General features: G+C 60.4%; 28 protein-coding genes. 9 read left to right on the top strand and 19 right to left on the bottom strand.

Annotated features, from left to right (window positions below):
• Positions 1-21: 21 nt before the first annotated feature.
• The gene (locus LGM20_RS05405) at positions 22-363 is read right to left on the bottom strand and encodes a nitrous oxide-stimulated promoter family protein (RefSeq protein WP_023290806.1); all 342 of its coding nucleotides are present in this window, start codon (positions 361-363) and stop codon (positions 22-24) included.
• Positions 364-440: 77 nt separating this feature from the next.
• Positions 441-734, bottom strand: a complete 294-nt coding sequence (locus tag LGM20_RS05400; protein ID WP_004205627.1) for an Rdx family protein — start codon at positions 732-734, stop codon at positions 441-443.
• Between the two features lie 215 nt (positions 735-949).
• Between LGM20_RS05400 and LGM20_RS05395 the strand changes: the two genes are divergently transcribed.
• From LGM20_RS05395 to mutS, 6 genes are all read left to right on the top strand, one after another.
• Positions 950-3313, top strand: a complete 2364-nt coding sequence (locus tag LGM20_RS05395; RefSeq protein ID WP_044524515.1) for a TonB-dependent receptor domain-containing protein — start codon at positions 950-952, stop codon at positions 3311-3313.
• 71 nt (positions 3314-3384) lie between these two features.
• Positions 3385-4416, top strand: coding sequence for a hemin-degrading factor (locus tag LGM20_RS05390; RefSeq protein ID WP_023290808.1), 1032 nt, complete (start codon positions 3385-3387; stop codon positions 4414-4416).
• Positions 4413-5231: a heme/hemin ABC transporter substrate-binding protein gene (locus LGM20_RS05385; protein ID WP_023290809.1), complete on the top strand. Its 819-nt coding sequence runs from the start codon at positions 4413-4415 to the stop codon at positions 5229-5231. The genes LGM20_RS05390 and LGM20_RS05385 overlap by 4 nt, the downstream gene beginning before the upstream one ends.
• Positions 5231-6226 (top strand): FecCD family ABC transporter permease, encoded by a 996-nt coding sequence (locus LGM20_RS05380; protein ID WP_044524516.1) that lies wholly within the window; start codon positions 5231-5233, stop codon positions 6224-6226. The genes LGM20_RS05385 and LGM20_RS05380 overlap by 1 nt, the downstream gene beginning before the upstream one ends.
• Entirely contained in the window at positions 6219-6998 is a 780-nt protein-coding gene (locus tag LGM20_RS05375; protein ID WP_044524517.1) for a heme ABC transporter ATP-binding protein, read from the top strand. The genes LGM20_RS05380 and LGM20_RS05375 overlap by 8 nt, the downstream gene beginning before the upstream one ends.
• A gap of 153 nt (positions 6999-7151) precedes the next feature.
• Positions 7152-9713: a DNA mismatch repair protein MutS gene (gene mutS, locus LGM20_RS05370; RefSeq protein WP_023290813.1), complete on the top strand. Its 2562-nt coding sequence runs from the start codon at positions 7152-7154 to the stop codon at positions 9711-9713.
• Positions 9714-9832: 119 nt separating this feature from the next.
• Here mutS and LGM20_RS05365 read toward each other — a convergent pair whose 3' ends face one another.
• The 4 genes from LGM20_RS05365 to LGM20_RS05350 form a co-directional block, all read right to left on the bottom strand.
• The gene (locus tag LGM20_RS05365) at positions 9833-9985 is read right to left on the bottom strand and encodes a Hok/Gef family protein (protein ID WP_044524567.1); all 153 of its coding nucleotides are present in this window, start codon (positions 9983-9985) and stop codon (positions 9833-9835) included.
• A 431-nt stretch (positions 9986-10416) separates the two neighbouring features.
• Complete coding sequence (locus LGM20_RS05360) at positions 10417-10653, bottom strand: non-oxidative hydroxyarylic acid decarboxylases subunit D (protein ID WP_032453899.1); 237 nt, start codon at positions 10651-10653, stop codon at positions 10417-10419.
• A 10-nt stretch (positions 10654-10663) separates the two neighbouring features.
• Positions 10664-12091 carry a non-oxidative hydroxyarylic acid decarboxylases subunit C gene (locus LGM20_RS05355; protein ID WP_004205612.1) on the bottom strand — a complete coding sequence of 476 codons (1428 nt, stop codon included), beginning with the start codon at positions 12089-12091 and terminating at the stop codon, positions 10664-10666.
• Entirely contained in the window at positions 12091-12684 is a 594-nt protein-coding gene (locus tag LGM20_RS05350) for a non-oxidative hydroxyarylic acid decarboxylases subunit B (RefSeq protein ID WP_023290814.1), read from the bottom strand. The genes LGM20_RS05355 and LGM20_RS05350 overlap by 1 nt, the downstream gene beginning before the upstream one ends.
• Positions 12685-12856: 172 nt before the next feature.
• Between LGM20_RS05350 and LGM20_RS05345 the strand changes: the two genes are divergently transcribed.
• Positions 12857-13264 (top strand): MarR family winged helix-turn-helix transcriptional regulator, encoded by a 408-nt coding sequence (locus tag LGM20_RS05345; protein WP_023290815.1) that lies wholly within the window; start codon positions 12857-12859, stop codon positions 13262-13264.
• Positions 13265-13272: 8 nt separating this feature from the next.
• Here the strand turns inward: LGM20_RS05345 and LGM20_RS05340 are convergent, their stop codons facing one another.
• On the bottom strand, positions 13273-14160 hold the full coding sequence (locus tag LGM20_RS05340) for a LysR family transcriptional regulator (protein WP_032453901.1): 888 nt from the start codon (positions 14158-14160) through the stop codon (positions 13273-13275).
• Between the two features lie 108 nt (positions 14161-14268).
• On the opposite strand from LGM20_RS05340, the gene LGM20_RS05335 reads away from it, so the two are divergent.
• Both LGM20_RS05335 and LGM20_RS05330 read left to right on the top strand, forming a co-directional pair.
• Positions 14269-15471, top strand: coding sequence for an MFS transporter (locus LGM20_RS05335; RefSeq protein WP_023290817.1), 1203 nt, complete (start codon positions 14269-14271; stop codon positions 15469-15471).
• Positions 15468-15845 carry a hypothetical protein gene (locus LGM20_RS05330; protein ID WP_044524519.1) on the top strand — a complete coding sequence of 126 codons (378 nt, stop codon included), beginning with the start codon at positions 15468-15470 and terminating at the stop codon, positions 15843-15845. The genes LGM20_RS05335 and LGM20_RS05330 overlap by 4 nt, the downstream gene beginning before the upstream one ends.
• A 52-nt stretch (positions 15846-15897) precedes the next feature.
• Here LGM20_RS05330 and rpoS read toward each other — a convergent pair whose 3' ends face one another.
• The 12 genes from rpoS to cysD all read right to left on the bottom strand — a co-directional run bounded on the left by rpoS (position 15898) and on the right by cysD (position 25707).
• Complete coding sequence (rpoS, locus tag LGM20_RS05325; protein WP_002915106.1) at positions 15898-16890, bottom strand: RNA polymerase sigma factor RpoS; 993 nt, start codon at positions 16888-16890, stop codon at positions 15898-15900.
• A 158-nt stretch (positions 16891-17048) separates the two neighbouring features.
• Positions 17049-18179 (bottom strand): murein hydrolase activator NlpD, encoded by a 1131-nt coding sequence (gene nlpD / locus LGM20_RS05320; RefSeq protein WP_023290819.1) that lies wholly within the window; start codon positions 18177-18179, stop codon positions 17049-17051.
• A 125-nt stretch (positions 18180-18304) separates the two neighbouring features.
• Entirely contained in the window at positions 18305-18931 is a 627-nt protein-coding gene (locus LGM20_RS05315; protein WP_023290820.1) for a protein-L-isoaspartate(D-aspartate) O-methyltransferase, read from the bottom strand.
• A complete protein-coding gene (gene surE, locus LGM20_RS05310; RefSeq protein WP_004205600.1) occupies positions 18925-19686 on the bottom strand; it encodes a 5'/3'-nucleotidase SurE in 762 nt (253 codons plus the stop codon). The genes LGM20_RS05315 and surE overlap by 7 nt, the downstream gene beginning before the upstream one ends.
• Complete coding sequence (gene truD / locus LGM20_RS05305; RefSeq protein WP_032453903.1) at positions 19667-20716, bottom strand: tRNA pseudouridine(13) synthase TruD; 1050 nt, start codon at positions 20714-20716, stop codon at positions 19667-19669. Before truD ends, surE begins: the two co-directional genes overlap by 20 nt.
• Positions 20713-21192: a 2-C-methyl-D-erythritol 2,4-cyclodiphosphate synthase gene (gene ispF / locus LGM20_RS05300; protein WP_044524521.1), complete on the bottom strand. Its 480-nt coding sequence runs from the start codon at positions 21190-21192 to the stop codon at positions 20713-20715. Before ispF ends, truD begins: the two co-directional genes overlap by 4 nt.
• Positions 21192-21902, bottom strand: coding sequence for a 2-C-methyl-D-erythritol 4-phosphate cytidylyltransferase (gene ispD, locus LGM20_RS05295; RefSeq protein ID WP_017899180.1), 711 nt, complete (start codon positions 21900-21902; stop codon positions 21192-21194). Before ispD ends, ispF begins: the two co-directional genes overlap by 1 nt.
• 19 nt (positions 21903-21921) lie before the next feature.
• Positions 21922-22239, bottom strand: coding sequence for a cell division protein FtsB (gene ftsB, locus LGM20_RS05290; protein WP_002915156.1), 318 nt, complete (start codon positions 22237-22239; stop codon positions 21922-21924).
• A gap of 140 nt (positions 22240-22379) precedes the next feature.
• On the bottom strand, positions 22380-22706 hold the full coding sequence (locus tag LGM20_RS05285; RefSeq protein WP_004205590.1) for a DUF3561 family protein: 327 nt from the start codon (positions 22704-22706) through the stop codon (positions 22380-22382).
• Positions 22707-22756: 50 nt separating this feature from the next.
• Complete coding sequence (gene cysC, locus LGM20_RS05280; protein ID WP_002915158.1) at positions 22757-23362, bottom strand: adenylyl-sulfate kinase; 606 nt, start codon at positions 23360-23362, stop codon at positions 22757-22759.
• Positions 23362-24789, bottom strand: a complete 1428-nt coding sequence (gene cysN, locus LGM20_RS05275) for a sulfate adenylyltransferase subunit CysN (protein ID WP_023290822.1) — start codon at positions 24787-24789, stop codon at positions 23362-23364. The genes cysC and cysN overlap by 1 nt, the downstream gene beginning before the upstream one ends.
• Positions 24790-24798: 9 nt before the next feature.
• On the bottom strand, positions 24799-25707 hold the full coding sequence (cysD, locus tag LGM20_RS05270) for a sulfate adenylyltransferase subunit CysD (RefSeq protein WP_002915160.1): 909 nt from the start codon (positions 25705-25707) through the stop codon (positions 24799-24801).
• Between the last annotated feature and the right edge of the window lie 8 nt (positions 25708-25715).

Genomic DNA, 25715 nt, shown 5'->3' with positions numbered 1-25715 from the left:
GCCCAGGCCGGGGAAAGGCCGCTATTTTTTCGGTCGATATTTTTCCGGCAGCGGCGGCACCGGCCGCCTGTCATCCAGCAGATGGCGAAGGGTCAGGATCGGGTGGCGCCAGAGCATTCGTGGCCCGGCCCAGCGCATAATCTGCTTCATCTCTTCGCGCTTCGCCGGCTGATAGCAGTGTACCGGACACTGCTTGCAGGCCGGTTTATTGTCGCCAAACACGCACTTATCAAGCCGCTTGTCGGCGTAGGCGTTCAGCGCCTGATAGTGCTCGCCGTCGTCGCGGGCATCCGGACAGCGGCGCTGATAAAGCCCAATCATCCGACCGATCGTCTGCTTTTCACGTTCGATGCGTTTGCCCACCGTCAACTTCCCTCCCCACAAAAAGATGCATCAATAATACACCTTTTAAACGGGCCACGCAGCCGCTTTCCTAACGATTAGGTCGGGTTAGCGGGTTTATCAACATGCCCCAATGCTTTTTCCGGAAAGCAGACATCGCGCACCCGGCGTTTCAGCTCTGCCGCATCCGGAAAGCCGCCATCCTGCTTCCGCTCCCAGATCTGCTGGCCGTCGATATCGATAGTGAAGATCCCGCCGGTGCCCGGCACCAGCGTCACCGAGGCGATATCGGTGCTGAAGGTGTGTAACAGCTCCTGCGCCATCCAGCTGGCGCGCAGCATCCAGTTGCACTGGGAACAATAGGTGATGGTGATAGCCGCTTTTGAATTCATCGTCTTCTCGCTCAGGCTGAAAGGGCACAGTGTAAACAAAGTGCAGTTTAAATGAGGAATACATGAATATTTTGTTGCAAACGATAATACCTATCATTACCATTCGCAATCAACAAATGGAGTAAGACCCTATCCGCAACGGAAAAGACGGAGCAACCTGCAACTCTGGAAGTAACGCGTGAGCCGATACTAATAACGATCAAGGCGTGGCGACTATGTACAAATCGACTCCGTCAGCAGCAGGGTGTAAAAAACGCCTGCTGGTGACCTCTTTGCTTGCAGCAATTTATCAAACTTCTGCCGTCGCAGCAGGCACTTCCGCCATCGGCGGCGAGGCGGTGGATGACACCTCGGAACAAATGACCGTCACCGCTCCCGCGCCGGCGCAAAAAGCCGGTAACGAGCACAGCATCAGCGCCCGGGAGCTGGAGGACAAAGGCGCTAACGATTTCGGCTCGATCATGCGCTATGAACCGCTCATCAGCGCCACCGGGGCCAGCGGCGGCTCTGGCAACGGCAAAAGCGGCTTCGACCGCGGGGGCTACACCGGCTACAACATTCGCGGCATGGAGAGCAACCGCGTCGGTATCGACGTGGACGGTATCGCCCAGCCCAACGCCACCGGCCGCGGCTACGTCGGCCGCTCGGGGCTCAATACCTTCGGCATCGGCCGCGATTATATCGACCCGTATATGTACGGCAGCGTGGATATCCAGTCCGGCGCCACCTCGACGGAAACGGCCAACAGCGCCATCGGAGGGAATGTCTCCTTCCGCCCGAAATCGGCGGATGATTACCTGCGCCCGGGCAAAACCAGCGCCTTCGGCTATCGCAGCGGCTACGACTCCGCGGATCGCAGCTGGCACAACGGGGTGACCGTCGCCGGCGGCGATGAGTTCCTGCGCGGCATTTTGGTCTACAGCCGCCGCGACGGCCAGGAAACCGAAAATAACAGCGACACCGTCGACGCCTACCCGGCGAACTGGCACTCCGATGCCTTTCTGGCCTCCGGGATCTGGCAGCCCAACGACGAGCACAAGCTAACCAGCACCTTCGACTATTACCACAAAACCAACCACACCCACTACGATACCTGGGATTCCAGCGGTAACAGCACCATCGGCACCGCCAACCAGACCAGCCAGACCCGACGCTGGGGCCTGAGCCTGAAGGATGACTGGACGCCGATGAATGACTACCTCGACAGCGTCTCCACGAAAATCTACTACCAGCATACCGAAGCCCATGACTGGACGTATATGCCGGACAGCGTCACCCGCAGAATGCAGACGGTGAACTCCAACTACGACACCGACACCTGGGGCCTGCAGACCGCGCTGGCGAAAACCCTGGGCCGCTACGATCTGAGCGCCGGTTTCAACGCCAGCACCAGCAAAACCCAGCGGCCGTTCAGCCAGTCGCCGATCCCCAGCGTTTACAGCGAGATCATGCAGCCGGAGGCGGACAGCCGCAGCTACACTCTCGGCGGCTTTGTCCAGGATAAGATCAACTTCGACCTTGATAGCCACAACTTCGCCATTATTCCCGGCGTGCGCGTGGTGCATCAATCGACGAAGCCGGAAAATCTGTCCGACCTTGCCGCCAACAGCAGCGCGCTGACCGAATCGTCGGTGGCGAATCTGTACGGTAAAAACAGCGATACCCAGGTTCTGCCGTCGTTGACTTTCCAGTACGACCTCACCCCGCGCCTGATGACCTACCTGCAGTACCAGCGCGGCGCGCAGTTCCCCAACGCCAGTCAGCTGTATGGATCCTGGAACCTTGGCTCCAGCTACGCCGGCAGCCAGCAGTATGCCCTGATCGGCAATACCGATCTGAAGACGGAAACCAGCGATAATCTCGAGTGGGGGCTGAAGGGGGAAGTTACCGAAGGCATCACCCTGCGCACAGCGCTGTTCTACAACAGCTATAAGAACTTTATCGCCTATACCCGCTATACCCGGGCGAATAATCCGGGCCAGTTCACTAACGTGCCGTCGAATATCTACACCATTTATCAGGCGGAAAACCGCGATAAAGCCTATATCTACGGCGGTGAAATCAGCACTAAATTTAACTTTGGCACCTGGTATGAGCAGGTGGACGGCCTGAGCGCCACCCTCGCCCTCGGCTATAGCGAAGGGAAATCGAAATCCAGCTACAGCGGCGATAAATACGTCGACCTCGACAGCGTAGCGCCGATGAAAGCTATCGTCGGCGTGGCGTGGGACGATCCGGCGAAACGCTACGGCACCGCCCTGACGGCGACCTTCGTCAAGGGGAAACAGGCGACCGCCACCAACCGCGAAAGCTACAGCAACAGCGGTTCCGCCATCGCCGATGCCAGCAGCGACTATATGCGCGTGCCGGGCTACGGCATGCTGGACTGGACCGCGTACTGGCAGGTAGCGAAAAACGTGCGCCTCAATGGCGGGGTCTACAACCTCACCGATCGTAAATACTGGGATTACCTGAGCAGCCGCAATATCGAGACCGGCACCAGCCAGGACGCCAATGATAAAGCGCTGGCGGTCATGCCGGGCCGCACCTGGCAGCTTGGGGTCAACGTCGACTTCTGATTGCCCGAATAACAACTCACCTGCCCCCGGCCCGCCGGCCGGGGATATTGAACATTGAGAAGGATATGATTATGCCCAATGCCCACCCCGATCTGTGGCAGCGCTACCAGGCCACCAAAGCGTCCAGCACCGCGAAATATGCCCGCGATATCGCTGCGGAAATGGGGATCAGCGAAGCCGAGCTGACCGCCGCCCGCCTCGGTCACGATGCCGTGCGCCTGATCGATGACGCCCGGGCGCTGATTGCCGCCCTGGAGCGCGTCGGTGAAACCAAATGCATCTGTCGCAACGAGTATGCCGTCCATGAGCAGGTCGGCCAGTTCACGCACCAGCACCTCAGCGGCCACGCCGGGCTGGTGCTCAACCCGCGCGCGCTCGACCTGCGTCTGTTCCTCAGCCAGTGGGCCAGCGCCTTCCATCTGAACGATAACGGTCGCCAGAGCATTCAGTTTTTCGACCACCACGGCGACGCCCTGCTGAAAGTCTATGCGACCACGCAGACCGACATGGCGGCCTGGGACACCCTGATCGCAGAACATCGGGTGGCGGCCCCGGCGCCGCTGGCCCTGCGCCCGCTGGAGCCGGTGAAATATGCCGAGAGCGCCGACGGCGCCGCCCTGGAGAACGACTGGCGCGCGATGACCGACGTACACCAGTTCTTCGGTCTGCTGCGTAAATATCAGCTTTCCCGCCAGCAGGCCTTCCGCCTGGTGAGCGACGACCTCGCCTGCCGCGTTGATCGCCATGCGCTGCCAGCGTTACTGGAGACGGTGCGCCAGGAGGGCAATGAAATCATGATTTTCGTCGGCAATCGCGGCTGCGTGCAGATCTTCACCGGCGCCCTGGAAAAGCTGGCGCCGATGCGCGGCTGGCTGAATATCTTCAATCCCACCTTTACCCTGCATCTGCGTGAAGAGAGCCTCGATGAAGTGTGGGTGACCCGCAAGCCGACCTCAGACGGACACGTCACCAGCGTCGAGCTGTTCGCCAAAGACGGCACCCAGATCGCCCAGCTCTATGGCCAGCGCAGCGAGGGCCACCCCGAGCAGGCGCAATGGCGCCAGCAGGTGGATCGTCTGACCCGCGAAGGACTGCCCGCATGATGCGCTGGTTACTGCTTCTCATCGCCTTCCCGTTGCTGAGCCACGCCGCCGTGGAGCGGCTCGTCACCCTCGGCGGCGATGTCACTGAGATCGTCTATGCCCTTGGCGCGCAACAGAGCCTGGTCGCCCGGGACAGCACCAGCAGCTGGCCCCCGGCGGCGCAAAAGCTGCCGGATGTCGGCTACCTGCGGCAGTTGAACGCCGAGGGGATCCTCGCATTACGTCCGCAGCTGGTGCTAGCGAGCGCCCAGGCGCAGCCCTCGCTGGTTTTACACAAGGTGCAGGCGAGCGGCGTGAAGGTGGTAAACGTGCCGGGCGGCGAAAGCCTGGCCGCGATTGATAACAAAGTGGCCGTCATTGCCGAAGCGTTAGGCAAAACCCCGGCAGGCGACGCGCTGCGCCAGCAGCTTCAGCAACAGATCGCCGCCATTCCAACGCAGCCGATTGCCAGGCGGGTGCTGTTTATTCTCAGCCACGGCGGAATGAATACCCTGGTGGCCGGGCAACGCACCGCGGCCGATGGCGCCATTCACGCCGCCGGGCTGCAGAACGCGATGCAGGGCTTCGACCACTATCGGGCGATGTCGCAGGAGGGGGTGGCCGCCAGCCAGGCGGATCTGGTGGTGATCTCCGCCGATGGTCTCAAAGGGATGGGCGGCGAAGCCGGGCTGTGGAAACTGCCCGGCCTGGCACAGACCCCGGCGGGGCGTCATAAGCAGCTGCTGACGATCGACGATATGGCCCTGCTCGGCTTTGGGCCGCGCACCCCGCAGGCGATTATCGCGCTGCGTGAAAAAGCGGAGCATCTGCCCTGATGCGCCCTACCCTCGCCCGCCGTTTGCTGTTGATGACGCTGCTGCTGGTCCTGCTGACGCTGTTCGCCACCACCCTTGGCGCGATGCGTTTGCCGCTGGCCAGCCTGCTGCCCGCCGGGGATGAGATGCTGCGCCACATCTGGCTGACCATCCGTCTGCCGCGGGTGCTGCTGGCCCTGCTGGTAGGCGCGGCGCTGGCCCTCTCCGGCTGCGTGATGCAGGGGTTGTTTCGCAACCCGCTTGCCGACCCGGGCCTGCTGGGCATCAGCAGCGGCGCCGCGCTGGCGGTGGCCAGCTGGCTGGTGCTCCCGCTCTCCGCAACGGGGCTGATCGCTCTGTATATGCCGATGCTGGCGGCGTTTATCGGCAGCCTGGCGGTGATGGTGGTGATTTTTATCCTCAGCCGGGCGGAGGAGGGGTCGCTGTCGCGCCTGCTGCTGGTGGGGATCGCCATCAACGCGCTGTGCGGGGCGCTGGTCGGCGTGCTGGCCTGGCTGAGTAACGACGCCCAGCTGCGACAGCTGTCGCTGTGGGGCATGGGCAGTCTGGGCCAGGCCGAGTGGCCGACCCTGTTGGTGGCTGCGACCCTGATCATCCCGGCGGCGCTGGCGGTGTGGTGGATGGCCTCCCGCCTGAATTTGCTGCAGCTCGGCGATGAAGAAGCGCACTATCTTGGGGTCAACGTGCGGGCGCTGCAGCGCTGGCTGCTGCTGTGCAGCGCGGTGCTGGTGGCCGCGGCGGTGGCCATCAGCGGCGTCATCGGCTTTATTGGCCTGGTGGTGCCGCACCTGATGCGCCTGTGGCTGGGGCCGGACCATCGCGGGCTGATCCCCGGCTCGCTGCTGGCCGGCGCGATCCTGCTTCTGCTGGCCGACACCCTGGCCCGCACCGTGGCGGCGCCGGCGGAGATGCCGGTCGGTCTGCTCACCAGCCTGCTGGGCGCCCCCTGGTTTCTGTGGCTGGTCTTTCGTCGGGAGAACCCCAAACATGGCTAATGAATATTGCGCGCAGGGGCTGGCGCTTCGCCTCGGCCAGCGGCAGATTATCGACAACATCTCCGTCGCGCTGCGCGGCGGCGAGATGACGGCGCTTATCGGGCCGAACGGCGCGGGCAAATCCACCCTGCTGCGGCTGCTGACCGGGTACCTGACCCCGGATAGCGGTACCCGCCGTCTGGCGGGCACGCCGCTGGAGGCGTGGTCACCCGAGGCGCTGGCGCGCCGGCGGGCGGTCATGCTACAGCGTACGGCCCTGCAGGCCGACTGGACGGTGGAAACGGTCATCGCCATGGGGCGCTCGCCGTGGGGCCCGACCGCGGACCCGGCGGAGCTGGCGGCGGTAATGGCCGTCACCGGCTGCGATGACCTTGCCGGCCGCCGCTATCCCGCCCTTTCCGGCGGCGAGCAGCAGCGGGTGCAGCTCGCCCGCTGTCTGGCGCAGCTGTGGCGCGACGGCGCGCCGCAGGGCTGGCTGTTTCTCGATGAGCCCACCTCGGCGCTGGACCTTTACTATCAACAGCATCTGCTGCGCTTGCTCAAACGGCTCATCGCCGGCGGGCAACTGCACGTGTGCGTGGTGCTGCATGACCTTAACCTCGCCGCCCTGTGGGCCGACCGCATCCTGCTGCTACACCAGGGCCGCCTGGTCGCCCAGGGGACGCCGCAGGAGGTGATCCAGCAGTCGGTTATCCATCGCTGGTACGGGGCGGATGTCCGCCTCGGCCAGCATCCAGACAACGCGGCCCCCCAGGTCTATCTGGCGCCGTAACCCCCGCGCGGCGCAACTGGAATCCGGATCGCGCCGCGCGCGTTCGTCAGTTTCCCTCGCCTGCCCATCTCCGTTATCATGTCTCATCCATGTGATAACGACGAAAACAACAAAATCGCAGCCATTTCAAATCAGGGATCTGGATAACACCCCATGAGCACAATTGACAATCTCGACGCCCACACGCCGATGATGCAGCAGTATCTCAAGCTGAAGGCGCAACATCCTGACATTCTGCTGTTTTACCGGATGGGGGATTTTTACGAGCTGTTTTATGACGATGCGAAACGCGCGTCGCAGCTGCTCGATATCTCGCTGACCAAACGCGGCGCCTCCGCGGGCGAACCCATTCCCATGGCCGGCATCCCCCACCACGCGGTGGAAAACTATCTTGCGAAACTGGTTAATCAGGGCGAGTCGGTAGCTATTTGCGAGCAGATAGGCGACCCGGCCACCACCAAAGGGCCGGTCGAGCGTAAAGTGGTGCGTATCGTCACGCCGGGCACCATCAGCGATGAAGCGCTGCTGCAGGAGCGTCAGGACAACCTGCTGGCCGCCATCTGGCAGGACAGCAAAGGCTTTGGCTACGCGACGCTGGACATCAGCTCCGGCCGCTTCCGCCTGAGCGAACCGGCCGACCGCGAAACCATGGCGGCAGAGCTGCAGCGTACTAATCCGGCGGAGCTGCTGTACGCGGAAGATTTTGCCGAATCGTCGCTGATCGAAGGCCGCCGCGGTCTGCGCCGTCGCCCGCTGTGGGAATTTGAAATCGACACCGCGCGCCAGCAGCTTAACCTGCAGTTCGGCACCCGCGATCTGGTCGGCTTCGGCGTGGAAAACGCCCCCCGCGGCCTGTGCGCCGCCGGCTGCCTGCTGCAGTATGTCAAAGACACCCAGCGCACCTCGCTGCCGCATATTCGCTCCATCACCATGGAGCGCCAGCAGGACAGCATCATTATGGATGCCGCCACCCGCCGTAACCTCGAGATCACCCAGAATCTCGCCGGCGGCACCGATAACACTCTGGCCTCGGTACTCGACTGTACGGTGACGCCGATGGGCAGCCGGATGCTCAAGCGCTGGCTGCATATGCCGGTCCGCGATACCGCCGTGCTGGTGGAGCGCCAGCAGACCATCGGCGCGCTGCAGGAGCGCTATACCGAGCTGCAGCCGGTGCTGCGCCAGGTTGGTGATTTGGAACGTATTCTGGCGCGTCTGGCGCTGCGTACCGCCCGTCCACGCGATTTAGCCCGCATGCGTCATGCCCTGCAGCAGTTGCCCCTGCTGCGCGAGCAGCTGGCTGACGTTGACAGTCAGCCTGTGCAAAAATTGCGCGAAAAAATGGGCGAGTTTAGTGAACTGCGCGAACTGCTGGAGCGCGCGGTGATCGACGCCCCGCCGGTGCTGGTCCGCGACGGCGGGGTCATCGCTCCAGGCTACAGCGAAGAGCTGGACGAGTGGCGGGCGCTGGCCGATGGCGCCACCGATTATCTCGATAAGCTGGAGATCCGCGAGCGCGAGCGGCTGGGCCTCGACACCCTGAAGGTCGGCTACAACGCCGTCCACGGCTACTACATCCAGATCAGCCGCGGCCAGAGCCACCTCGCGCCGATCCACTACGTGCGTCGCCAGACGCTGAAAAACGCCGAACGCTATATTATTCCTGAGCTGAAGGAATACGAAGATAAGGTGCTGACCTCCAAGGGCAAAGCGCTGGCGCTGGAAAAGCAGCTTTATGACGAACTGTTCGACCTGCTGCTGCCGCACCTTGCCGACCTGCAGGCGAGCGCCAGCGCGCTGGCCGAGCTGGACGTGCTGGTCAACCTGGCGGAACGCGCGGAAACCCTCAACTACTGCTGCCCGACCTTTAGCGATAAGCCGGGCATTCGCATCAGCGAAGGCCGCCATCCGGTGGTCGAGCAGGTGCTGAAAGAGCCGTTTATCGCCAACCCGCTGCAGCTGGCGCCGCAGCGGCGGATGCTGATCATCACCGGGCCGAACATGGGCGGTAAAAGTACCTATATGCGCCAGACCGCGCTGATTGCGCTGCTGGCCTATATCGGCAGCTACGTCCCGGCGCAGAAGGTGGAGATAGGCCCCATCGATCGCATCTTTACCCGCGTCGGCGCGGCGGATGACCTGGCCAGCGGCCGCTCGACCTTTATGGTGGAGATGACTGAAACCGCCAATATCCTGCACAACGCCACCGAACACAGCCTGGTGCTGATGGATGAGATTGGCCGCGGCACGTCCACCTACGACGGTCTGTCGCTGGCATGGGCCTGTGCGGAAAATCTGGCCAACAAAATCAAGGCGCTGACGCTGTTCGCCACCCACTACTTCGAGCTCACTCAGCTGCCGGAGAAAATGGAAGGCGTCGCCAACGTCCATCTCGACGCGCTGGAGCATGGCGACACCATCGCCTTTATGCACAGCGTGCAGGATGGCGCGGCCAGCAAGAGCTACGGCCTGGCGGTCGCCGCGCTGGCCGGGGTGCCGAAAGAGGTGATCAAGCGCGCGCGGCAGAAACTGCGCGAGCTGGAGAGTATCTCGCCCAACGCGGCGGCGACCCAGGTCGACGGCACGCAGATGTCGCTGCTCGCCGCTCCGGAAGAGACCTCGCCTGCGGTTGAGGCGCTGGAGAATCTTGATCCGGACTCCCTGACCCCGCGTCAGGCGCTGGAGTGGATCTATCGCCTGAAGAGCCTGGTGTAGGTCTCTTTTAACGTGAAAAAACGGCAGCGCCCTGCGGTGCTGCCGTTTTAACAAATGCAAAATGGGTGCGAGAGGATGCGTCCTGACAACCAATACGCGGGGTTTCCCCCGCGCGGATGCTATTTCTTCGATTCGTAAGCGAGAACAGCTTTAAACTCGATACTACGCTCTTTAATACTGAGTTCGCACAGCGAGCTGCGCACCAAAAGCGTAAATCCCAGTACCGTAATACACAGTACGACGATTGCCACAAGGGCATATTTTGTTAGCATGTCTTGCCTCCCTGCAAAGAAGAGACTAACATCTGAATTGTTCAGGTTCATCCGTCAGCCTCAGTTGATAGAAATATCTCCTGGGGCTTTCGTCTGTCTGGGGTCCTGGTCTTGCTCAAGGCCAGACAGCCTCAAGCACCCGCCGCTATTCTATACTCGTCATGGCGTGAAATTTATCTGCAAGGAATTAATCAGACGGATTTTATATTAATCTGGAAGCCGACTCGCAAAGTCGCCCCATTATATTACCCCTTTACATAATTTCTGGATTTAATGAGTAAATAACTTTTATCATTTTGCGAAATATAAAAAAGCCGACGGAGAGATTATCCCAGTCGGCGTGATAGTCGCAGGCAGTTTGCGCACGACCCAGTTTTAAAATGGCAGGTAAAATAACCTTAACAGGATAAGCCCTTAGCGGGCTCTTTTCATTAACGCTTATCTTCCGACAATAGCGGCGGGACGTGCGGCACCTGCGGCGCCTCATCAATATCTTTCTGCGTCATCCGGAACGCTTCGGGATAGTGCTCACGGCTGGTGCGGCGCAGCGGCTCGGTATCCCGCCAGGTATACAGACAGTGCTGGCACTGATACACCGTCCAGACTCCTTTCACCGGCGATTTCGCCATGACGTCAATCTTTTCATCGGCGCAACGTGGACAAATCATCTTCTTCTCCTTATTTACGGTTGGCCAGCATAGCGGTCAGTTTTTCAGCCCAGGCTTTGGTTTCCGGCAGATCCTGCACCGGCTGGCTGTAGTGGCCGCGAAGGTCCGGCGCAACCGGGGTGGTGGCGTCGATAATTAGCTTGTCGGTGATGCCCGCCGGGCTGGAGCCTGGGTCAAGTTCAAGGACCGACATGTTCGGCAACTGCACCAGGTCTCCCGCCGGGTTAACCTTCGAGGAGAGCGCCCACATCACCTGCGGCAGGTTGAACGGGTCAACGTCTTCATCAACCATGATCACCATCTTCACATAGCCGAGGCCGTGGGGAGTGGTCATCGCCCGCAAACCCACCGCGCGGGCAAAACCGCCGTAGCGTTTTTTGGTGGAGATAATCGCCAGCAGACCGTGGGTGTACATAGCGTTGACCGCCTGCACTTCCGGGAACTCTGCCTTCAGCTGCTGATACAGCGGCACGCAGGTAGCCGGGCCCATCAGATAGTCGATTTCGGTCCACGGCATACCGAGATAGAGCGATTCAAAAATCGGTTTGCTGCGATACGAGACTTTGTCGATGCGCACTACCGTCATGTTACGACCGCCGGAGTAGTGGCCGGTAAACTCACCGAACGGCCCCTCTATCTCACGCTTACGGCCTTCAATCACCCCTTCGAGGATCACTTCCGAACCCCAGGGCACGTCAAAGCCGGTCAGCGGCGCGGTGGCAATGGGATACGGGCTCTCGCGCAGCGCGCCGGCCATTTCATATTCTGACTGATCGTATTTCAGCGGCGTGGCGCCCATCAGGGTGATAATCGGGTCGTTACCGAGGGTAATGGCGATCGGCAGGTCTTCCCCGCGCTCTTCCGCTTTATGCAGATGCAGGGCGATATCGTGCATCGGCACCGGCTGCAGGCCGAGCTTACGCTTGCCTTTCACTTCCATACGGTAGATACCGACGTTTTGCTTACCGAAGTTGTCAGGGTCAAGCGGATCGCGCGAAACGACACAGGCTTTGTCGAGGTAGAACCCGCCGTCGCCATCGTTGAGGCGGAACAGCGGCAGAATATCGAACAGGTTGATATCATCGCCATCCACGGTGTTTTCCGCCCAAGCCGGGTTGGCGCGGCGCTCTGGCGTCACCGGGAAGTTATCCCAACGGCGGATGAATTCATCAATCTGCTTTTTCACCGGCGTGTTGGGCGGCAGGCCCAGCGAGATGGCATGGTTCTGCCACGAGCCGATGGTGTTCATCGTCACCCGGGCGTCGGTAAAGCCGCGAATATTATCGAACCACAGCGCCGGGGCGCCGTCGCCGATGCGTCCGGTGGCATTGGCTGCCGCCGCCAGGTCTGGCTCAGCGTTCACCTCCTCACTGATTTTCAGCAGTTGTCCCTGGTCATCCAGCGCCTGCAAAAAGCTGCGCAAATCATCAAAAGCCATTATTCGATCTCCTGTGCTAATTGTTCTGCCGTGCGCAAGCCGTTCCAGCGGCGCGCTTTGTGATAGTCGAGGCCAAACTGATCCAGCACCCGGGTCACAATGTGGTTGGTGATATCGTCAACCGTCTCCGGGTGGTTATAGTAAGCCGGCATCGGCGGCACCATCGCCACGCCCATACGGGACAGCGCCAGCATGTTCTCCAGATGGATCGTGCTGAGCGGCATTTCCCGCGGGACCAGCACCAGCTTGCGCCCCTCTTTAAGCACCACGTCCGCCGCGCGTCCCACCAGCCCCTCGGCATAGCCTGCGCGAATGCCTGCCAGCGTTTTCATACTGCAGGGAATCACGATCATGCCGTCGGTACGAAATGAACCTGATGAGATGGTGGCGGCCTGGTCGGCCGGGCTGTGGGAAAAGTCCGCCAGCGCGGCCACTTCCCGTGCCGTCCAGGGCGTTTCCAGCTCGATGGTGGTTTTGGCCCACTTCGACATCACCAGATGGGTTTCCACCTCCGGCATATCGCGCAGCGCCTGCAGTAATGCCACCCCAAGCGGAGCCCCGGTGGCCCCCGTCATCCCAACAATCAGTTTCATTCCAGACCTCATTCAATTTGTTCGTACACGAACTTTATACTTAAATTACCCTCTCCTGAGCCGAATGACAAGATCGTTCGTATACGTTCGCATTTTTAATCAAACAGGGAAAAGGTATAAAAAGGCGTACGAACGGCTATCATAGAGGTGACAGTTTTGTTACGGAGTATCCATGGAGTTACGAAACGAAGCATTCCACCTGCTGCGCCAGCTTTTTCAACAACATACCGCCCGCTGGCAGCAGGCGTTACCGGACCTGACTAAGCCTCAGTATGCGGTGATGCGCTCGGTTGCGGAGCAGCCGGGGATCGAACAGGTGGTGCTGATTGAAGCGGCGGTCAGTACGAAGGCCACGCTGGCGGAGATGCTCAGCCGGATGGAAGCGCGCGGCCTGGTGCGCCGGGAGCACGATCCGGCCGATAAGCGCCGCCGTTTTGTCTATCTGACCGACGAAGGCGAGGCGCTGCTTAACCGTTCCATTCCGCAAGGCAATGAGGTCGATGACGAGTTTCTTGGCCGCCTGAGCGATGATGAACGCGAACAGTTCTCCCGGCTGGTGCGTAAAATGATGGTTCCCTGAGCAAGCGCCTAGCCGAGCTGCTCGCGCAGGAAGTCGATAAACGTCCGCACCCGGGTCGGCATATGCTGCGCATCGGGATAAAGGGCATACACTCCCTGCGGCGGGAAATGGTATTCCGGCAGGACAGCCACCAGCTCCCGCTGCGCCAGTTTACCGGCCACCAGCCAGGCTGGCAGCAAAGCGATGCCGCATCCGGCCAGAGCAAAGCTCATCAGCGCCGTGGCGCTGTCGGCTGAAAACCGTGGCGCGTTGACTATCGTAAAATCCACCTCTGCCTGTTCATCCGTTCGCAGCTGCCAGCGCAGCGGGGCCGGCAGACGCTCGTGAATAATCCAGTCAGCTTGCGCCAGATCGGACAGCGTCAGCACCGGATGGCTCGCCAGCCAGGCCGGGGAGGCGACGGGCAGGATCGCGAAACTGGCTATCCGCGTCGCCCGATAGCGGGAATCGGCCAGCGTACCGAGGCGTATCGCCACGTCAAATCGTTCGGAGATAAGATCCGCATGATGGGAGGACGAGACGTGCCGCACCCGTAGCGCCGGATGATGACGGGAAAACGCCGCCAGCGCCGGGATGATGACCTGCGCGCCATACTCCGGCGTGGTGGTGATCCGCAGCTCTCCGCTTAAACCGCTATGGCTGGCCCGGACCTCATCCTGCAGATTTTCCGCCGCTTTGAGCAGCGCCACCCCACGCTGATAGAACAGCGCCCCGGCGTCAGTGAGCCGCAGACGGCGCGTCGAGCGCAGCAGCAGCGTCACCCCCAGCTCATTTTCCAGTTGCCGTACGTTAAAGCTGACCACCGCCTTGGTCTGCCCCAGCGCCGCGGCGGCCTGGGTAAAGCTGCCGGCGTCCACCACGGCGATAAACATGGTCACGCGCTGAAGGTTTAGCATCGTCGTCCGGATGATTGTCAAAAATATTCAGACAGTATATCCCGATTCGCCCCGTTTATCCCCCGCGGCGCCGGGTTTACAGTAGCCGCCTGTCTGAGGGAGTGAATCATGACCTATCGCCACCGCGTTGCCACCGTTTTTCTGTTCGGCTTTTTTCTCGACCTAATCAATATGTTTATCGCCAGCATTGCCTTCCCGGCTATCAGCCACGAGCTGGCGGTGTCCGTCTCGCAGCTGGCGTGGGTCAGCAATGCCTATATTCTTGGCCTGACGGCCGTCGTACCGTTCAGCGCCTGGCTCAGCCAGCGCTGTGGGCCAAAACGGCTGTTTTTACTCTCGCTGGGGCTGTTCAGCCTCGGCGCGCTGGCATCGGGGCTGGCCCATAGCCTGGGTGAGCTGATTTTCTGGCGTACGCTGCAGGGGATGGGCGGCGGGCTGTTAATCCCCCTCGGCCAGGCGCTGACGTGGCCGCTGTTTCAGCCGCAGGAGCGGGCGAAGCTGTCGGCGGCGGTGATGCTGGTCGGCCTGCTGGCGCCCGCCTGCTCGCCGGCGATCGGGGGTCTGCTCGTCCAGGCGTTCAGCTGGCGCTGGGTCTTTTTCGCCAGCCTGCCTGTCGCCCTGCTTACCTTTATGCTGGCGGCGCGATGGCTAAACAACAGCCCCGCTCCCGTCCGGCCGACCCGCTTTCTCCCGCTGTCATTGCTGGCCGATCCTCTCCTGCGCTTCGCCATGCTGATCTATCTCTGCGTACCGGGGATGTTTATTGCCGTCAACGTGGTGGGAATGTTCTACCTGCAACGCGTCACCGGGATGGCGCCGGGGGCCACTGGCGCCCTGATGGTGCCGTGGTCGCTGGCCTCGTTTGCCGCCATCACCTTTACCGGCAGGTATTTCAACCGCTTCGGGCCGCGGCCGCTGGTGATGGTCGGCTGCCTGCTACAGGCGGCGGGGATCCTGCTGCTGCTGCAGGTCGATGCGCACAGCCCGCTGGCGCTGTTGATTCTGGCCTTTACGCTGATGGGCGGAGGAGGCAGCTTATGCAGCAGCACCGCGCAAAGCAGCGCTTTCCTGCATACGCCTGGCGAAGAGATGCCTGACGCCAGCGCGCTGTGGAACCTTAACCGCCAGCTCAGCTTCTTTGCCGGCAGCGCGCTGCTCGCCCTGCTGTTGAGAGTCTTCCCGCCGGCCTACGCCTGGCAGGGCGCGTTTAGCTGCGCCGCCGCCATAACCCTGTTGCCGCTGCTGTTTTGCCTGCGGCTGAATAATCGGGCGATTATCCATCGCCTGCACACTACTCTGGAGAAGTCATGACCCCTTATCTGCAGGAAGTCGTCGACGCCCATGTCCTTATCGAACGCTGGTTAAGCCAGGGGGAAGGAAGCGCTGAGGCGCTGATGAGCCGCTTTGCCGCCGAATTCACCATGATCCCTCTGAGCGGCGAGAAGATGGACTACCCGACGGTGAACCGTTTTTTCCACCAGGCGGGCGCAAGCCGTCCGAAATTACACATTGTGGTGGATCAGGCGAAAATCATCAGCGAGTGGCACGACGGCGCCGCCGTGCTGTACCGTGAACGCCAAACGCTGGCGGATGGCAGTGCGAACGTACGCTGGTCGACGGTGATTTTTCAGCAAGCGGAAGGGAAAATTGTCTGGCGCCATCTGCAGGAAACCCGCCTCGGCTAGCGCAAAGAAAAAGGCCCCGTCTTTCGAGGGGGCCTTTTTGAGAGAAAAGATCTTATTCGCGGAAGAGCGCTTCGATATTCAGTCCTTGCCCCTGCAGAATTTCCCGCAGGCGACGCAGACCTTCCACCTGGATCTGACGCACACGCTCGCGAGTGAGGCCAATTTCACGGCCCACATCTTCCAGGGTGGCGGCTTCATAACCCAGCAGACCGAAACGACGCGCCAGAACCTCACGCTGCTTGGCGTTCAGTTCGAACAGCCATTTAACGATGCTTTGTTTCATATCATCGTCCTGCGTGGTGTCTTCCGGGCCGTTCTCTTTCTCATCGGCCAGAATATCCAGCAGCGCTTTTTCTGAATCGCCACCCAGCGGGGTATCCACCGAGGTGATGCGCTCGTTCAGACGCAGCATACGGCTGACGTCATCGACCGGTTTGTCCAGCTGTTCGGCAATCTCTTCCGCGCTCGGCTCGTGGTCCAGCTTGTGGGACAACTCGCGCGCGGTACGCAGATAGACGTTCAGCTCTTTGACAATGTGGATCGGCAAACGGATCGTACGGGTTTGGTTCATGATCGCCCGTTCAATGGTCTGACGGATCCACCAGGTCGCATAGGTCGAAAAACGGAACCCACGTTCCGGGTCAAACTTCTCAACGGCGCGGATCAGGCCGAGGTTACCTTCTTCAATCAGATCCAGCAGCGCCAGACCACGATTGCTGTAACGACGGGCAATCTTCACCACCAGACGCAGGTTGCTTTCAATCATGCGACGGCGTGAAGCGACATCACCACGCAGTGCGCGACGCGCGAAATAGACTTCCTCTTCCGCGGTCAGCAGTGGGGAATAACCAATCTCTCCAAGATAAAGCTGAGTGGCGTCAAGCACGCGTTGCGTTGCGCCTTGCGACAGCAGCTCTTCCTCAGCCAGATCGCTATCACTGGGTTCCTCTTCTACTAAGGCCTTCTCGTCGAAAACCTCAATTCCGTTCTCATCAAATTCCGCGTCTTCATTTAAATCATGAACTTTCAGCGTATTCTGACTCATAAAGGTGGCTCCTACCCGTGATCCCTGAGCAAAGCACCTTCCACGGCGCATCAACAAAAGACGCCAGGACGATTTCCCCTACTCCTCTCAGCGAGAGGCGCATAGACACCGCCCTGGCGCCTGTTAGCTAATGCTTCGCTTATCCGTACTTTGCCAAATTATCGCTGCGGTAAGTACTGCAGCGGGTTGACGGATTTCCCCTTGTAACGAATTTCAAAATGTAATCTTGTTGAGCTGGTTCCGGTGCTACCCATGGTAGCGATTTTCTGCCCCGCTTTGACTTCCTGTTGCTCCCGAACCAGCATGGTATCGTTATGAGCGTAGGCACTCAGGTAATCATCGTTGTGTTTGATGATAATAAGATTACCGTAGCCGCGCAGTGCGTTACCGGCATAGACGACGCGCCCATCGGCGGTCGCGACAATAGCCTGTCCCTTACTGCCTGCAATGTCGATACCTTTATTGCCGCCTTCCGCGCCACTAAAGTTCTCGATAACTTTGCCATCAGTCGGCCAGCGCCATGATGAGATCGGCGAACTGGTTGACGTACTGCTTGCAGTCGGCTGGGTTGTGCTCACCGTTGTAGGTGCCGTCACCGGCGCGACAACCGTCGAGGTCGTGGTCGCTGGTTTATTATTAGGCAACATCTTGGTAGCACTTTGTTCACCTGAGGATTCAGAATACGTAATAGTCGGTTGTGAAGCAACCACCGCGGTCGATTTTTGTGCAGAAGTTGTGGTGGCCGTCGCACCGCCGCTCGCCCTTGCGCTGGCCTGAGAAACGGCGTTTTCGCCGGTGATCGGCTGGCCTGAAGCGTTGCCGACCTGCAGCACCTGACCGACGTTCAGGGCGTACGGGGCCGGGACATTGTTGCGTTGCGCCAGGTCACGGAAATCGTTGCCGGTGACCCAGGCGATATAGAACAGGGTGTCGCCGCGTTTGACCGTATAGGTACTGCCGCCGGTATAGCTACCTTTCGGAATATCGCCATATTTGCGGTTGTATACGATCTTGCCATTCACCGTCTGCACCGGCTCCTGCGCCATTGGCTGCGGCTGAATGGTCTGGGTCTGCACCGGCTGGATCGGCTGCGCCTGAGGAGCAGACTGGACGCCGGAGGATGGCGGCGTAATCAACATGCCGGAATTGGTGCTGGAAGAAGCGGCACCGCCGGCAGAGCTAACCGGCGCAGGCGGATTATTGGTGTTGGTACATCCGGCCAGCCAGAGTGAAACCAGTGAAAGAGCCGCAATACGGCTGACGGTAAATTTGGTGCTTCCCGCGCTCATTTATCCCCCAGGAATATGTTAACTGCCAATATCTTGCTTACCGGGCGACGCCCGGCCAGGACACTGAAAAATGTGTCCACCCTACGCCTAAAGTCAGGCAAAAAAAACCTGGAATAATCCGGGTCTCAGGCCAGCTCCCCTTTCACCAGGGGAACAAAGCGAACGGCCTCGACGGTATCAATGATAAATTCGTTGCCCCGGCGACGGATCCGTTTGAGAAACTGATGCTCCTCGCCGACCGGCAGTACCAGCACGCCGTCGTCATCCAGCTGCGCCAGCAGCGCGGTCGGTATTTCCGGCGGCGCCGCCGTCACAATAATGGCATCAAACGGCGCCCGCGCCTGCCAACCTTGCCACCCATCGCCATGACGGGTTGAAACATTATGTAAATCAAGTTGTTTCAGGCGACGACGCGCCTGCCACTGTAAACTCTTAATTCGCTCTACCGAGCAAACGTGATGCACCAGGTGCGCCAGGATGGCGGTCTGGTAACCGGAACCGGTGCCGATCTCCAGCACCCGCGACTCCGGCGTCAGCGCCAGCAGCTCGGTCATCCGCGCCACCATGTACGGCTGGGAGATGGTTTGCCCCTGGCCAATCGGCAGCGCGGTGTTTTCCCACGCTTTATGTTCAAAGGCTTCATCAACAAATTTTTCGCGCGGGACGCGCGCGATCGCCTCGAGGACACGTTCATCGACGATGCCCTGCGTGCGCAGTTGATTCAACAAACTTTCAACACGTTTACTTACCATTGCCTGTCAACCCCGACACGTTCCAGCCAATCGGTGACCACCTCATGCGCCTGATGGGCGGTTAAATCGACGTGCAATGGCGTAACGGAAACATAGCCTTCATCCACTGCCGCAAAATCGGTGCCCGGCCCGGCGTCGCGCTTATCGCCCGGCGGGCCAATCCAGTAAAGGGTATTGCCGCGCGGATCCTTTTGCGGGATCACCTGGTCGGCAGGATGGCGGTTGCCGCAGCGGGTCACGCGGATACCTTTGATCTGGTCAAGGGGCAGGTCCGGGACATTGACGTTGAGGATCCGCCCGGTGCGCAGCGGTTCACGGCTGAGTCCGCGCAGGAGAGTGCAGGTCACCGCTGCGGCGGTGTCGTAGTGTTGATAGCCATTGAGCGACACGGCCAGCGCGGGGAACCCCAGATGGCGGCCTTCCATCGCCGCCGCCACGGTGCCGGAGTAAATGACGTCATCGCCCAGGTTGGGCCCGGCGTTGATTCCGGAAACGACGATGTCCGGACGCGGGCGCATCAGCGCGTTCACGCCAAGGTAGACGCAGTCCGTCGGCGTCCCCATCTGGACGGCGATATCGCCATTTTCATAGGTAAAGGTGCGCAGTGACGATTCCAGCGTCAGCGAATTCGAAGCCCCGCTGCGGTTACGATCGGGTGCAACCACCTGGACCTCGGCAAACTCCCTTAAGGCCTTCGCCAGGGTCTGTATCCCCGGCGCATGGATCCCGTCATCGTTACTCAGCAATATTCGCATAGTCACCCGTTGTATTGATAAGCTCCCTGACCACGCTGGTGGCGAAGCTGCCCGCCGGCAGCCAGAAACGCAGTTCAACGGTTACATCATCCCACCAGTTCCAGCTCAGCTGCTGCGGATAGAGGAGCATCGCCCGGCGCGCCGCCTCGACTTTCTCCCGCACCAGCAGTGTCTGCAGCAAGGTTTCCTCGGCGATGGCGGCCTGCTCGGCGGCCAGAGCGTCGCGCTGGCTTCCCCAGTCGCCGCTGCCCGGCAGCGCAGCCGTGATCATCAGTTCGCGGTTATGCACCCGCGCCTGCGAAACCTCGAGTTCTTCCGGTGTGACGACAAACCAGCTCCCACGCCCCGCTAATTGTAGCGCATCGCCATCAACAACCTGATTAAATTCCGTTTTTTTTAATCTAATACTGACTTGCTGATTAAACAACGCGCTGCGGGCCGCCGACAACCAAAAACTGCGCTTATTGCGATCGCGCACCGGCGCGCCGCTCTCCGCCCAGCGCAGCGCGCCCTGCAGATTGCTGCCGCCGATGCCAAAGCGCTGAGCGCCGAAATAGTTCGGCACGCCCCGTTCAGCGATGGCCTGCAGACGCGTCTCCACCTCCTGGCGATCGCTTACCTCGCGCAGGATCAGGGTAAACTGGTTGCCCTTCAGCGCGCCTAATCGCAGCTTACGCTTATGGCGGGCATATTCCAGTACCTGGCAGCCCTCGAGCTGAAATTTGCTCAGATCCGGCATCTCTTTGCCGGGCACCCGGGCGCACAGCCACTGCTCGGTGACGGCGTGCTTATCTTTTTGCCCGGCGAAGCTCACTTCACGGGCATGGATTTTGAGGAATTTCGCCAGCGCATCGGCGACAAAGCGTGTATTGCAGCCGTTTTTGAGGATCCGCACCAGCACGTGCTCGCCTTCGCCGTCCGGGGCGAAGCCCAGGTCTTCCACCACCAGGAAATCTTCCGGATTGGCTTTCAGCAGCCCGCTGCTCTGCGGCTTGCCGTGCAGCCAGGTCAGTTGGTCAAAGGCGATCATTTGTCGGCCTTACGCAGCAGCGCGACCGCTTCGCAGGCGATCCCTTCCCCGCGGCCGGTGAAGCCCAGCTTCTCGGTGGTGGTCGCTTTCACGTTGACGTCGTCCATATGGCAGCCGAGATCTTCAGCGATAAAAACGCGCATCTGCGGGATATGCGGCAGCATTTTCGGCGCCTGGGCGATAATGGTGACGTCGACGTTGCCGAGCGTATAGCCTTTGGCCTGGATGCGGCGCCACGCTTCGCGCAGCAGTTCGCGGCTGTCGGCGCCTTTAAACGTCGGATCGGTATCCGGGAACAGCTTGCCAATATCGCCGAGCGCCGCGGCGCCCAGCAGCGCATCGGTCAGCGCATGCAGCGCGACGTCGCCGTCGGAGTGGGCCAGCAGCCCTTTTTCATAAGGAATGCGTACCCCGCCAATGATGATTGGGCCTTCACCGCCAAAAGCGTGTACGTCAAAACCATGTCCAATTCGCATTAAGCTTTCTCCTGGTGTCGGGAACGGGTGAGGTAAAATTCCGCCAGCGCCAGATCTTCCGGACGCGTCACTTTAATATTATCAGCGCGTCCGGCGACCAGCTGCGGATGGAAGCCGCAGTACTCCAGCGCCGAGGCTTCATCGGTGATGGTGGCCCCCTCGTTCAGCGCCCGGGTGAGGCAATCCACCAGCAGCTCGCGAGGGAAAAATTGCGGGGTGAGCGCGTGCCACAGGTCATTACGATCGACGGTATGGGCGACGGCGGTTTTGCCCGGCTCGGCGCGCTTCATGGTGTCGCGCACCGGCGCTGCGAGGATCCCGCCGACGCGGCTGGTTTCACAGAGTGCCAGCAGGCGGCTGAGGTCATCCTGATGCAGGCAGGGGCGCGCGGCGTCATGCACCAGCACCCACTGCGCCTCCGGCAACGCCTGCAGGCCGGCGAGCACCGAATCGGCGCGCTCGGCGCCGCCATCCACGACGGTAATTTGCGGGTGCTGGGCCAGCGGCAGCTGGCTGAAGCGCCGATCGCCGGGGCTGACGGCAATCACCACGCGCTGGACGCGCGGATCCGCCAGCAGCGCGGCGACCGCATGTTCGAGAATCGTTTTGTTACCGATTGAGAGATATTGTTTCGGGCATTCCGTTTGCATGCGGCGGCCGAAACCGGCTGCCGGCACCACGGCGCAAATGCCCGGAAAAGTGGCTGCCATGTTGTAATCCTGGGCCTGGTTATCGATTGTTCTGCTGTTGCCCCGATGCCTGGTTGCGTTTAGACGCATCCGGTACCAGACGATAGAAGGTTTCGCCCGGGCGGGTCATGCTGAGTTCATTGCGCGCACGCTCCTCGATCGCTTCCTGACCGCCGTTGAGGTCGTCAATTTCGGCAAACAGCTGATCGTTGCGTGCTTTTAATTTGGCGTTAGTCGCCTGCTGGGCGGTGACGTCGTCGTTAACCCGCGTGTAGTCATGCAGGCCGTTTTTACCGAACCACAGCGAATACTGTAGCCAGACCAGCAAAGCTAATAATAGCAGCGTTAGTTTACCCATCCTGCCCCCTGAAAAACGGCATCATCATCCCAAAACTCGCCCGGGTACGCTACCGGGGCGCGCGGACGATGCCGCGTAACGCGGGGACTGTACCATATTTTTGCTGCTGATACCCATGCTTGATTCATACCAGAAACGGGTTATCCCAACAGCCAGAGGAAGAGGAGCGCAAACATCAGCCCGACGGTCAGGATGGTCGCGCTGGCGCTATAGAGCAGTTTGCCATTGAGCAGAGAGTGCAGCGCAATACCGACCACCACCGCCACCGGCATCAACGCAAGGAAGAATGGCCAGGTGTAGAGGAGGAAGAAAAGTGTATTACTGCCATAGAGAAGGAAGGGAATACCCAGCGCCAGCAGCCATGAAATAAAGCCCACAGCAGCGCCCGACAAAGACCAGGTGGTCTCGTCGCCGGTCGCCGGAGGCGGTTCTGAACGAATAATACTGAGGTTCTGGGTATTGCGCATATCGAATCCTGTAGACCGGGCAACCGGCACCCCTCGATGCCGCTGCCGTTTCAGGATCTGATAATATCGCTCTGTTGCAGCAGGTCTAATAGTTGGTGCACCAAATTTGTTACCAATTGTTCACCATCCAGATGAATTTCCGCCTTTTCCGGTGCCTCATAGACCGAGTCTATACCGGTGAAATTGCGTAATTCCCCTGCCCGCGCCTTCTTATACAATCCTTTCGGATCCCGCGCCTCGCAGATGGCCAGCGGGGTATCGACGAACACTTCGATAAAGCGTCCCTCCCCCAGGCGCTCGCGCACCATCTGTCGCTCCGCGCGGTGCGGAGATATAAATGCCGTCAATACAACCAGCCCGGCATCGACCATCAGCCTGGCCACTTCACCGACGCGGCGAATGTTCTCTTTGCGATCCTCATCACTGAATCCCAGGTCGCTGCACAAGCCATGACGTACGTTATCGCCGTCCAGCAGATAGGTGCTGACGCCGCGCTCATGCAAGGCTTCCTCCAGCGCCCCGGCGACGGTGGATTTACCCGACCCCGAAAGGCCGGTAAACCACAGCACCACGCCGCGATGGCCGTGATGCTGTTCCCGCTGCTGCTGGGTCACAGGATGGGCATGCCAGACGACGTTTTCGTCATGCTGGGCCATTATTTGCCTCCCAGCAGGTCGCGGGCGTCCCAGTGCGGGAAGTGTTTGCGGATCAGCTGGTTCAGTTCCAGCTCGAAAGCGCTGTACTGCGATGCCGACGTCGGCGCCTGCAGGTGCGGCTCGTTGACCATCCCGGCGCCGACGGTGACGTTGGTCAGACGATCGATAAAGATAAGCCCGCCGGTCACCGGGTTTTGCTGATAGGGATCCAGCACTAGAGGTTCGTCAAAGGTCAGCTCCACCAGCCCGATGCCGTTCAGCGGCAGAGACTCGACTTCACGCTGGGTCAGGTTGTTAATATCCACCTGGTAACGGATAGCATCCACGCGGGCGCGGGTCTTCTTACCGGCGATTTTGATGTCGTAGCTCTGCCCCGGGGTCAACGCCTGCTCGGCCATCCACACCACGTCGATGCTGGCGCTTTGCACCGCCGGCAGCGTGGCTTGCGCGTCAACCAGCAGGTCGCCGCGGCTGATGTCGATTTCATCTTTCAGCACAATGGTAATGGCTTCCCCGGCGGCGGCTTCCTGCAGATCACCGTCGAAGGTGACGATACGCGCCACGCTCGACTCGACGCCCGACGGCAGCACCTTCAGACGCTGGCCGACCTGCACGGTACCGGAGGCGACCGTACCGGAGAAGCCGCGGAAATCGAGGTTCGGACGGTTAACATACTGCACCGGGAAGCGCAGCGGTTGGCTCTCCACTACCCGTTGGATCTCCACCGTTTCGAGGACTTCCAGCAGAGTCGGGCCGCTGTACCACGGCATGTTCGCGCTCTGGCTGGCGACATTATCGCCCTCCAGCGCCGACAGCGGCACAAAGCGAATATCGAGGTTGCCCGGCAGCTGCTCGGCAAAAGTCAGGTAAGCTTCACGGATCTCGTTGAAGCGCGCTTCGCTAAACTCGACGAGATCCATTTTGTTGACCGCCACCACCAGGTGTTTAATGCCCAGCAGGGTGGAGATAAAGCTGTGTCGGCGGGTCTGGTCGAGCACGCCTTTACGCGCGTCGATCAGCAGGATCGCCAGATCGCAAGTGGACGCGCCGGTGGCCATATTGCGGGTGTACTGCTCGTGCCCCGGGGTGTCGGCGATGATAAATTTGCGTTTTTCCGTCGAGAAGTAGCGATAGGCCACGTCGATGGTGATGCCCTGCTCGCGCTCGGCCTGCAGGCCATCCACCAGCAGCGCCAGGTCCAGTTTTTCACCCTGGGTGCCGTGACGCTTGCTGTCGTTGTGCAGCGAAGAGAGCTGATCTTCATAGATCTGGCGGGTATCGTGCAGCAGACGGCCAATCAGGGTGCTTTTACCGTCATCGACGCTGCCGCAGGTCAGAAAACGCAGCAGGCTTTTGTGCTGTTGCGCGTGCAGATAAGCTTCTACGCCGCCTTCATTGGCAATTTGTTGGGCAATGGTCGTGTTCATGGCGGCTCCTTAGAAATAACCCTGACGTTTCTTCAGCTCCATCGAGCCGGCCTGGTCGCGATCGATGACGCGCCCCTGACGTTCGCTGGTGGTGGATACCAGCATCTCTTCAATAATTTCCGGCAGCGTCTGCGCTTCAGACTCCACTGCGCCGGTCAGCGGCCAGCAGCCGAGGGTACGGAAACGCACCATCCTTTTTTCAATCACTTCGCCCGGCTGCAGATCGATACGGTCGTCGTCGATCATCATCAGCATGCCGTCGCGCTCCAGCACCGGGCGCTCAGCGGCCAGATACAGCGGCACGATTTCAATGTTTTCCAGATAGATGTACTGCCAGATATCCAGCTCGGTCCAGTTGGAGAGCGGGAAGACGCGGATGCTTTCGCCTTTGTTAATCTGGCCGTTGTAGTTGTGCCACAGCTCCGGACGCTGGTTTTTCGGGTCCCAGCGGTGGAAGCGGTCGCGGAAGGAGTAGATGCGCTCTTTGGCGCGGGATTTTTCCTCATCACGCCGCGCGCCGCCGAATGCGGCGTCAAAGCCGTATTTGTTCAGCGCCTGCTTCAGCCCTTCGGTTTTCATGATATCGGTATGCTTGGCGCTGCCGTGGACGAACGGGTTGATGCCCATCGCCACCCCTTCCGGGTTTTTATGCACCAGCAGCTCGCAGCCATAGGCTTTGGCGGTACGGTCGCGAAACTCATACATCTCACGGAATTTCCAGCCGGTATCGACGTGCAGCAGCGGGAACGGCAGGGTTCCCGGATAAAACGCTTTGCGCGCCAGATGCAGCATTACGCTGGAATCTTTCCCGATGGAGTACATCATCACCGGGTTAGAAAATTCGGCGGCCACCTCACGAATAATATGGATGCTTTCCGCCTCCAGTTGCCGCAGGTGAGTGAGTCGTTTTTGGTCCATAACCGTTC

Origin of the sequence: Klebsiella quasipneumoniae subsp. quasipneumoniae, assembly GCF_020525925.1 — a bacterium.
GTDB classification, from domain to species: domain Bacteria; phylum Pseudomonadota; class Gammaproteobacteria; order Enterobacterales; family Enterobacteriaceae; genus Klebsiella; species Klebsiella quasipneumoniae.
Note: the sequence above shows the minus strand (reverse complement) of the source record. Positions and strands in the feature narration are given on the sequence as shown.

What these genes read in the sequence shown, in the direction of transcription:
- ispF (WP_044524521.1), bottom strand. Translation starts at nt 21,192, where the DNA reads ATGCGAATTGGACATGGTTTTGACGTACACGCTTTTGGCGGTGAAGGC.
- LGM20_RS05285 (WP_004205590.1), bottom strand. Translation starts at nt 22,706, where the DNA reads ATGCGCAATACCCAGAACCTCAGTATTATTCGTTCAGAACCGCCTCCG.
- ispD (WP_017899180.1), bottom strand. Translation starts at nt 21,902, where the DNA reads ATGGCAGCCACTTTTCCGGGCATTTGCGCCGTGGTGCCGGCAGCCGGT.
- truD (WP_032453903.1), bottom strand. Translation starts at nt 20,716, where the DNA reads ATGATCGCCTTTGACCAACTGACCTGGCTGCACGGCAAGCCGCAGAGC.
- LGM20_RS05395 (WP_044524515.1), top strand. Translation starts at nt 950, where the DNA reads ATGTACAAATCGACTCCGTCAGCAGCAGGGTGTAAAAAACGCCTGCTG.
- LGM20_RS05315 (WP_023290820.1), bottom strand. Translation starts at nt 18,931, where the DNA reads ATGGTAAGTAAACGTGTTGAAAGTTTGTTGAATCAACTGCGCACGCAG.
- LGM20_RS05350 (WP_023290814.1), bottom strand. Translation starts at nt 12,684, where the DNA reads ATGAAACTGATTGTTGGGATGACGGGGGCCACCGGGGCTCCGCTTGGG.
- LGM20_RS05345 (WP_023290815.1), top strand. Translation starts at nt 12,857, where the DNA reads ATGGAGTTACGAAACGAAGCATTCCACCTGCTGCGCCAGCTTTTTCAA.
- LGM20_RS05390 (WP_023290808.1), top strand. Translation starts at nt 3,385, where the DNA reads ATGCCCAATGCCCACCCCGATCTGTGGCAGCGCTACCAGGCCACCAAA.
- cysD (WP_002915160.1), bottom strand. Translation starts at nt 25,707, where the DNA reads ATGGACCAAAAACGACTCACTCACCTGCGGCAACTGGAGGCGGAAAGC.
- ftsB (WP_002915156.1), bottom strand. Translation starts at nt 22,239, where the DNA reads ATGGGTAAACTAACGCTGCTATTATTAGCTTTGCTGGTCTGGCTACAG.
- LGM20_RS05385 (WP_023290809.1), top strand. Translation starts at nt 4,413, where the DNA reads ATGATGCGCTGGTTACTGCTTCTCATCGCCTTCCCGTTGCTGAGCCAC.
- LGM20_RS05335 (WP_023290817.1), top strand. Translation starts at nt 14,269, where the DNA reads ATGACCTATCGCCACCGCGTTGCCACCGTTTTTCTGTTCGGCTTTTTT.
- LGM20_RS05330 (WP_044524519.1), top strand. Translation starts at nt 15,468, where the DNA reads ATGACCCCTTATCTGCAGGAAGTCGTCGACGCCCATGTCCTTATCGAA.
- LGM20_RS05355 (WP_004205612.1), bottom strand. Translation starts at nt 12,091, where the DNA reads ATGGCTTTTGATGATTTGCGCAGCTTTTTGCAGGCGCTGGATGACCAG.
- nlpD (WP_023290819.1), bottom strand. Translation starts at nt 18,179, where the DNA reads ATGAGCGCGGGAAGCACCAAATTTACCGTCAGCCGTATTGCGGCTCTT.
- cysN (WP_023290822.1), bottom strand. Translation starts at nt 24,789, where the DNA reads ATGAACACGACCATTGCCCAACAAATTGCCAATGAAGGCGGCGTAGAA.
- mutS (WP_023290813.1), top strand. Translation starts at nt 7,152, where the DNA reads ATGAGCACAATTGACAATCTCGACGCCCACACGCCGATGATGCAGCAG.
- LGM20_RS05340 (WP_032453901.1), bottom strand. Translation starts at nt 14,160, where the DNA reads ATGCTAAACCTTCAGCGCGTGACCATGTTTATCGCCGTGGTGGACGCC.
- LGM20_RS05400 (WP_004205627.1), bottom strand. Translation starts at nt 734, where the DNA reads ATGAATTCAAAAGCGGCTATCACCATCACCTATTGTTCCCAGTGCAAC.
- LGM20_RS05375 (WP_044524517.1), top strand. Translation starts at nt 6,219, where the DNA reads ATGGCTAATGAATATTGCGCGCAGGGGCTGGCGCTTCGCCTCGGCCAG.
- surE (WP_004205600.1), bottom strand. Translation starts at nt 19,686, where the DNA reads ATGCGAATATTGCTGAGTAACGATGACGGGATCCATGCGCCGGGGATA.
- LGM20_RS05380 (WP_044524516.1), top strand. Translation starts at nt 5,231, where the DNA reads ATGCGCCCTACCCTCGCCCGCCGTTTGCTGTTGATGACGCTGCTGCTG.
- LGM20_RS05365 (WP_044524567.1), bottom strand. Translation starts at nt 9,985, where the DNA reads ATGCTAACAAAATATGCCCTTGTGGCAATCGTCGTACTGTGTATTACG.
- LGM20_RS05360 (WP_032453899.1), bottom strand. Translation starts at nt 10,653, where the DNA reads ATGATTTGTCCACGTTGCGCCGATGAAAAGATTGACGTCATGGCGAAA.
- rpoS (WP_002915106.1), bottom strand. Translation starts at nt 16,890, where the DNA reads ATGAGTCAGAATACGCTGAAAGTTCATGATTTAAATGAAGACGCGGAA.
- cysC (WP_002915158.1), bottom strand. Translation starts at nt 23,362, where the DNA reads ATGGCCCAGCATGACGAAAACGTCGTCTGGCATGCCCATCCTGTGACC.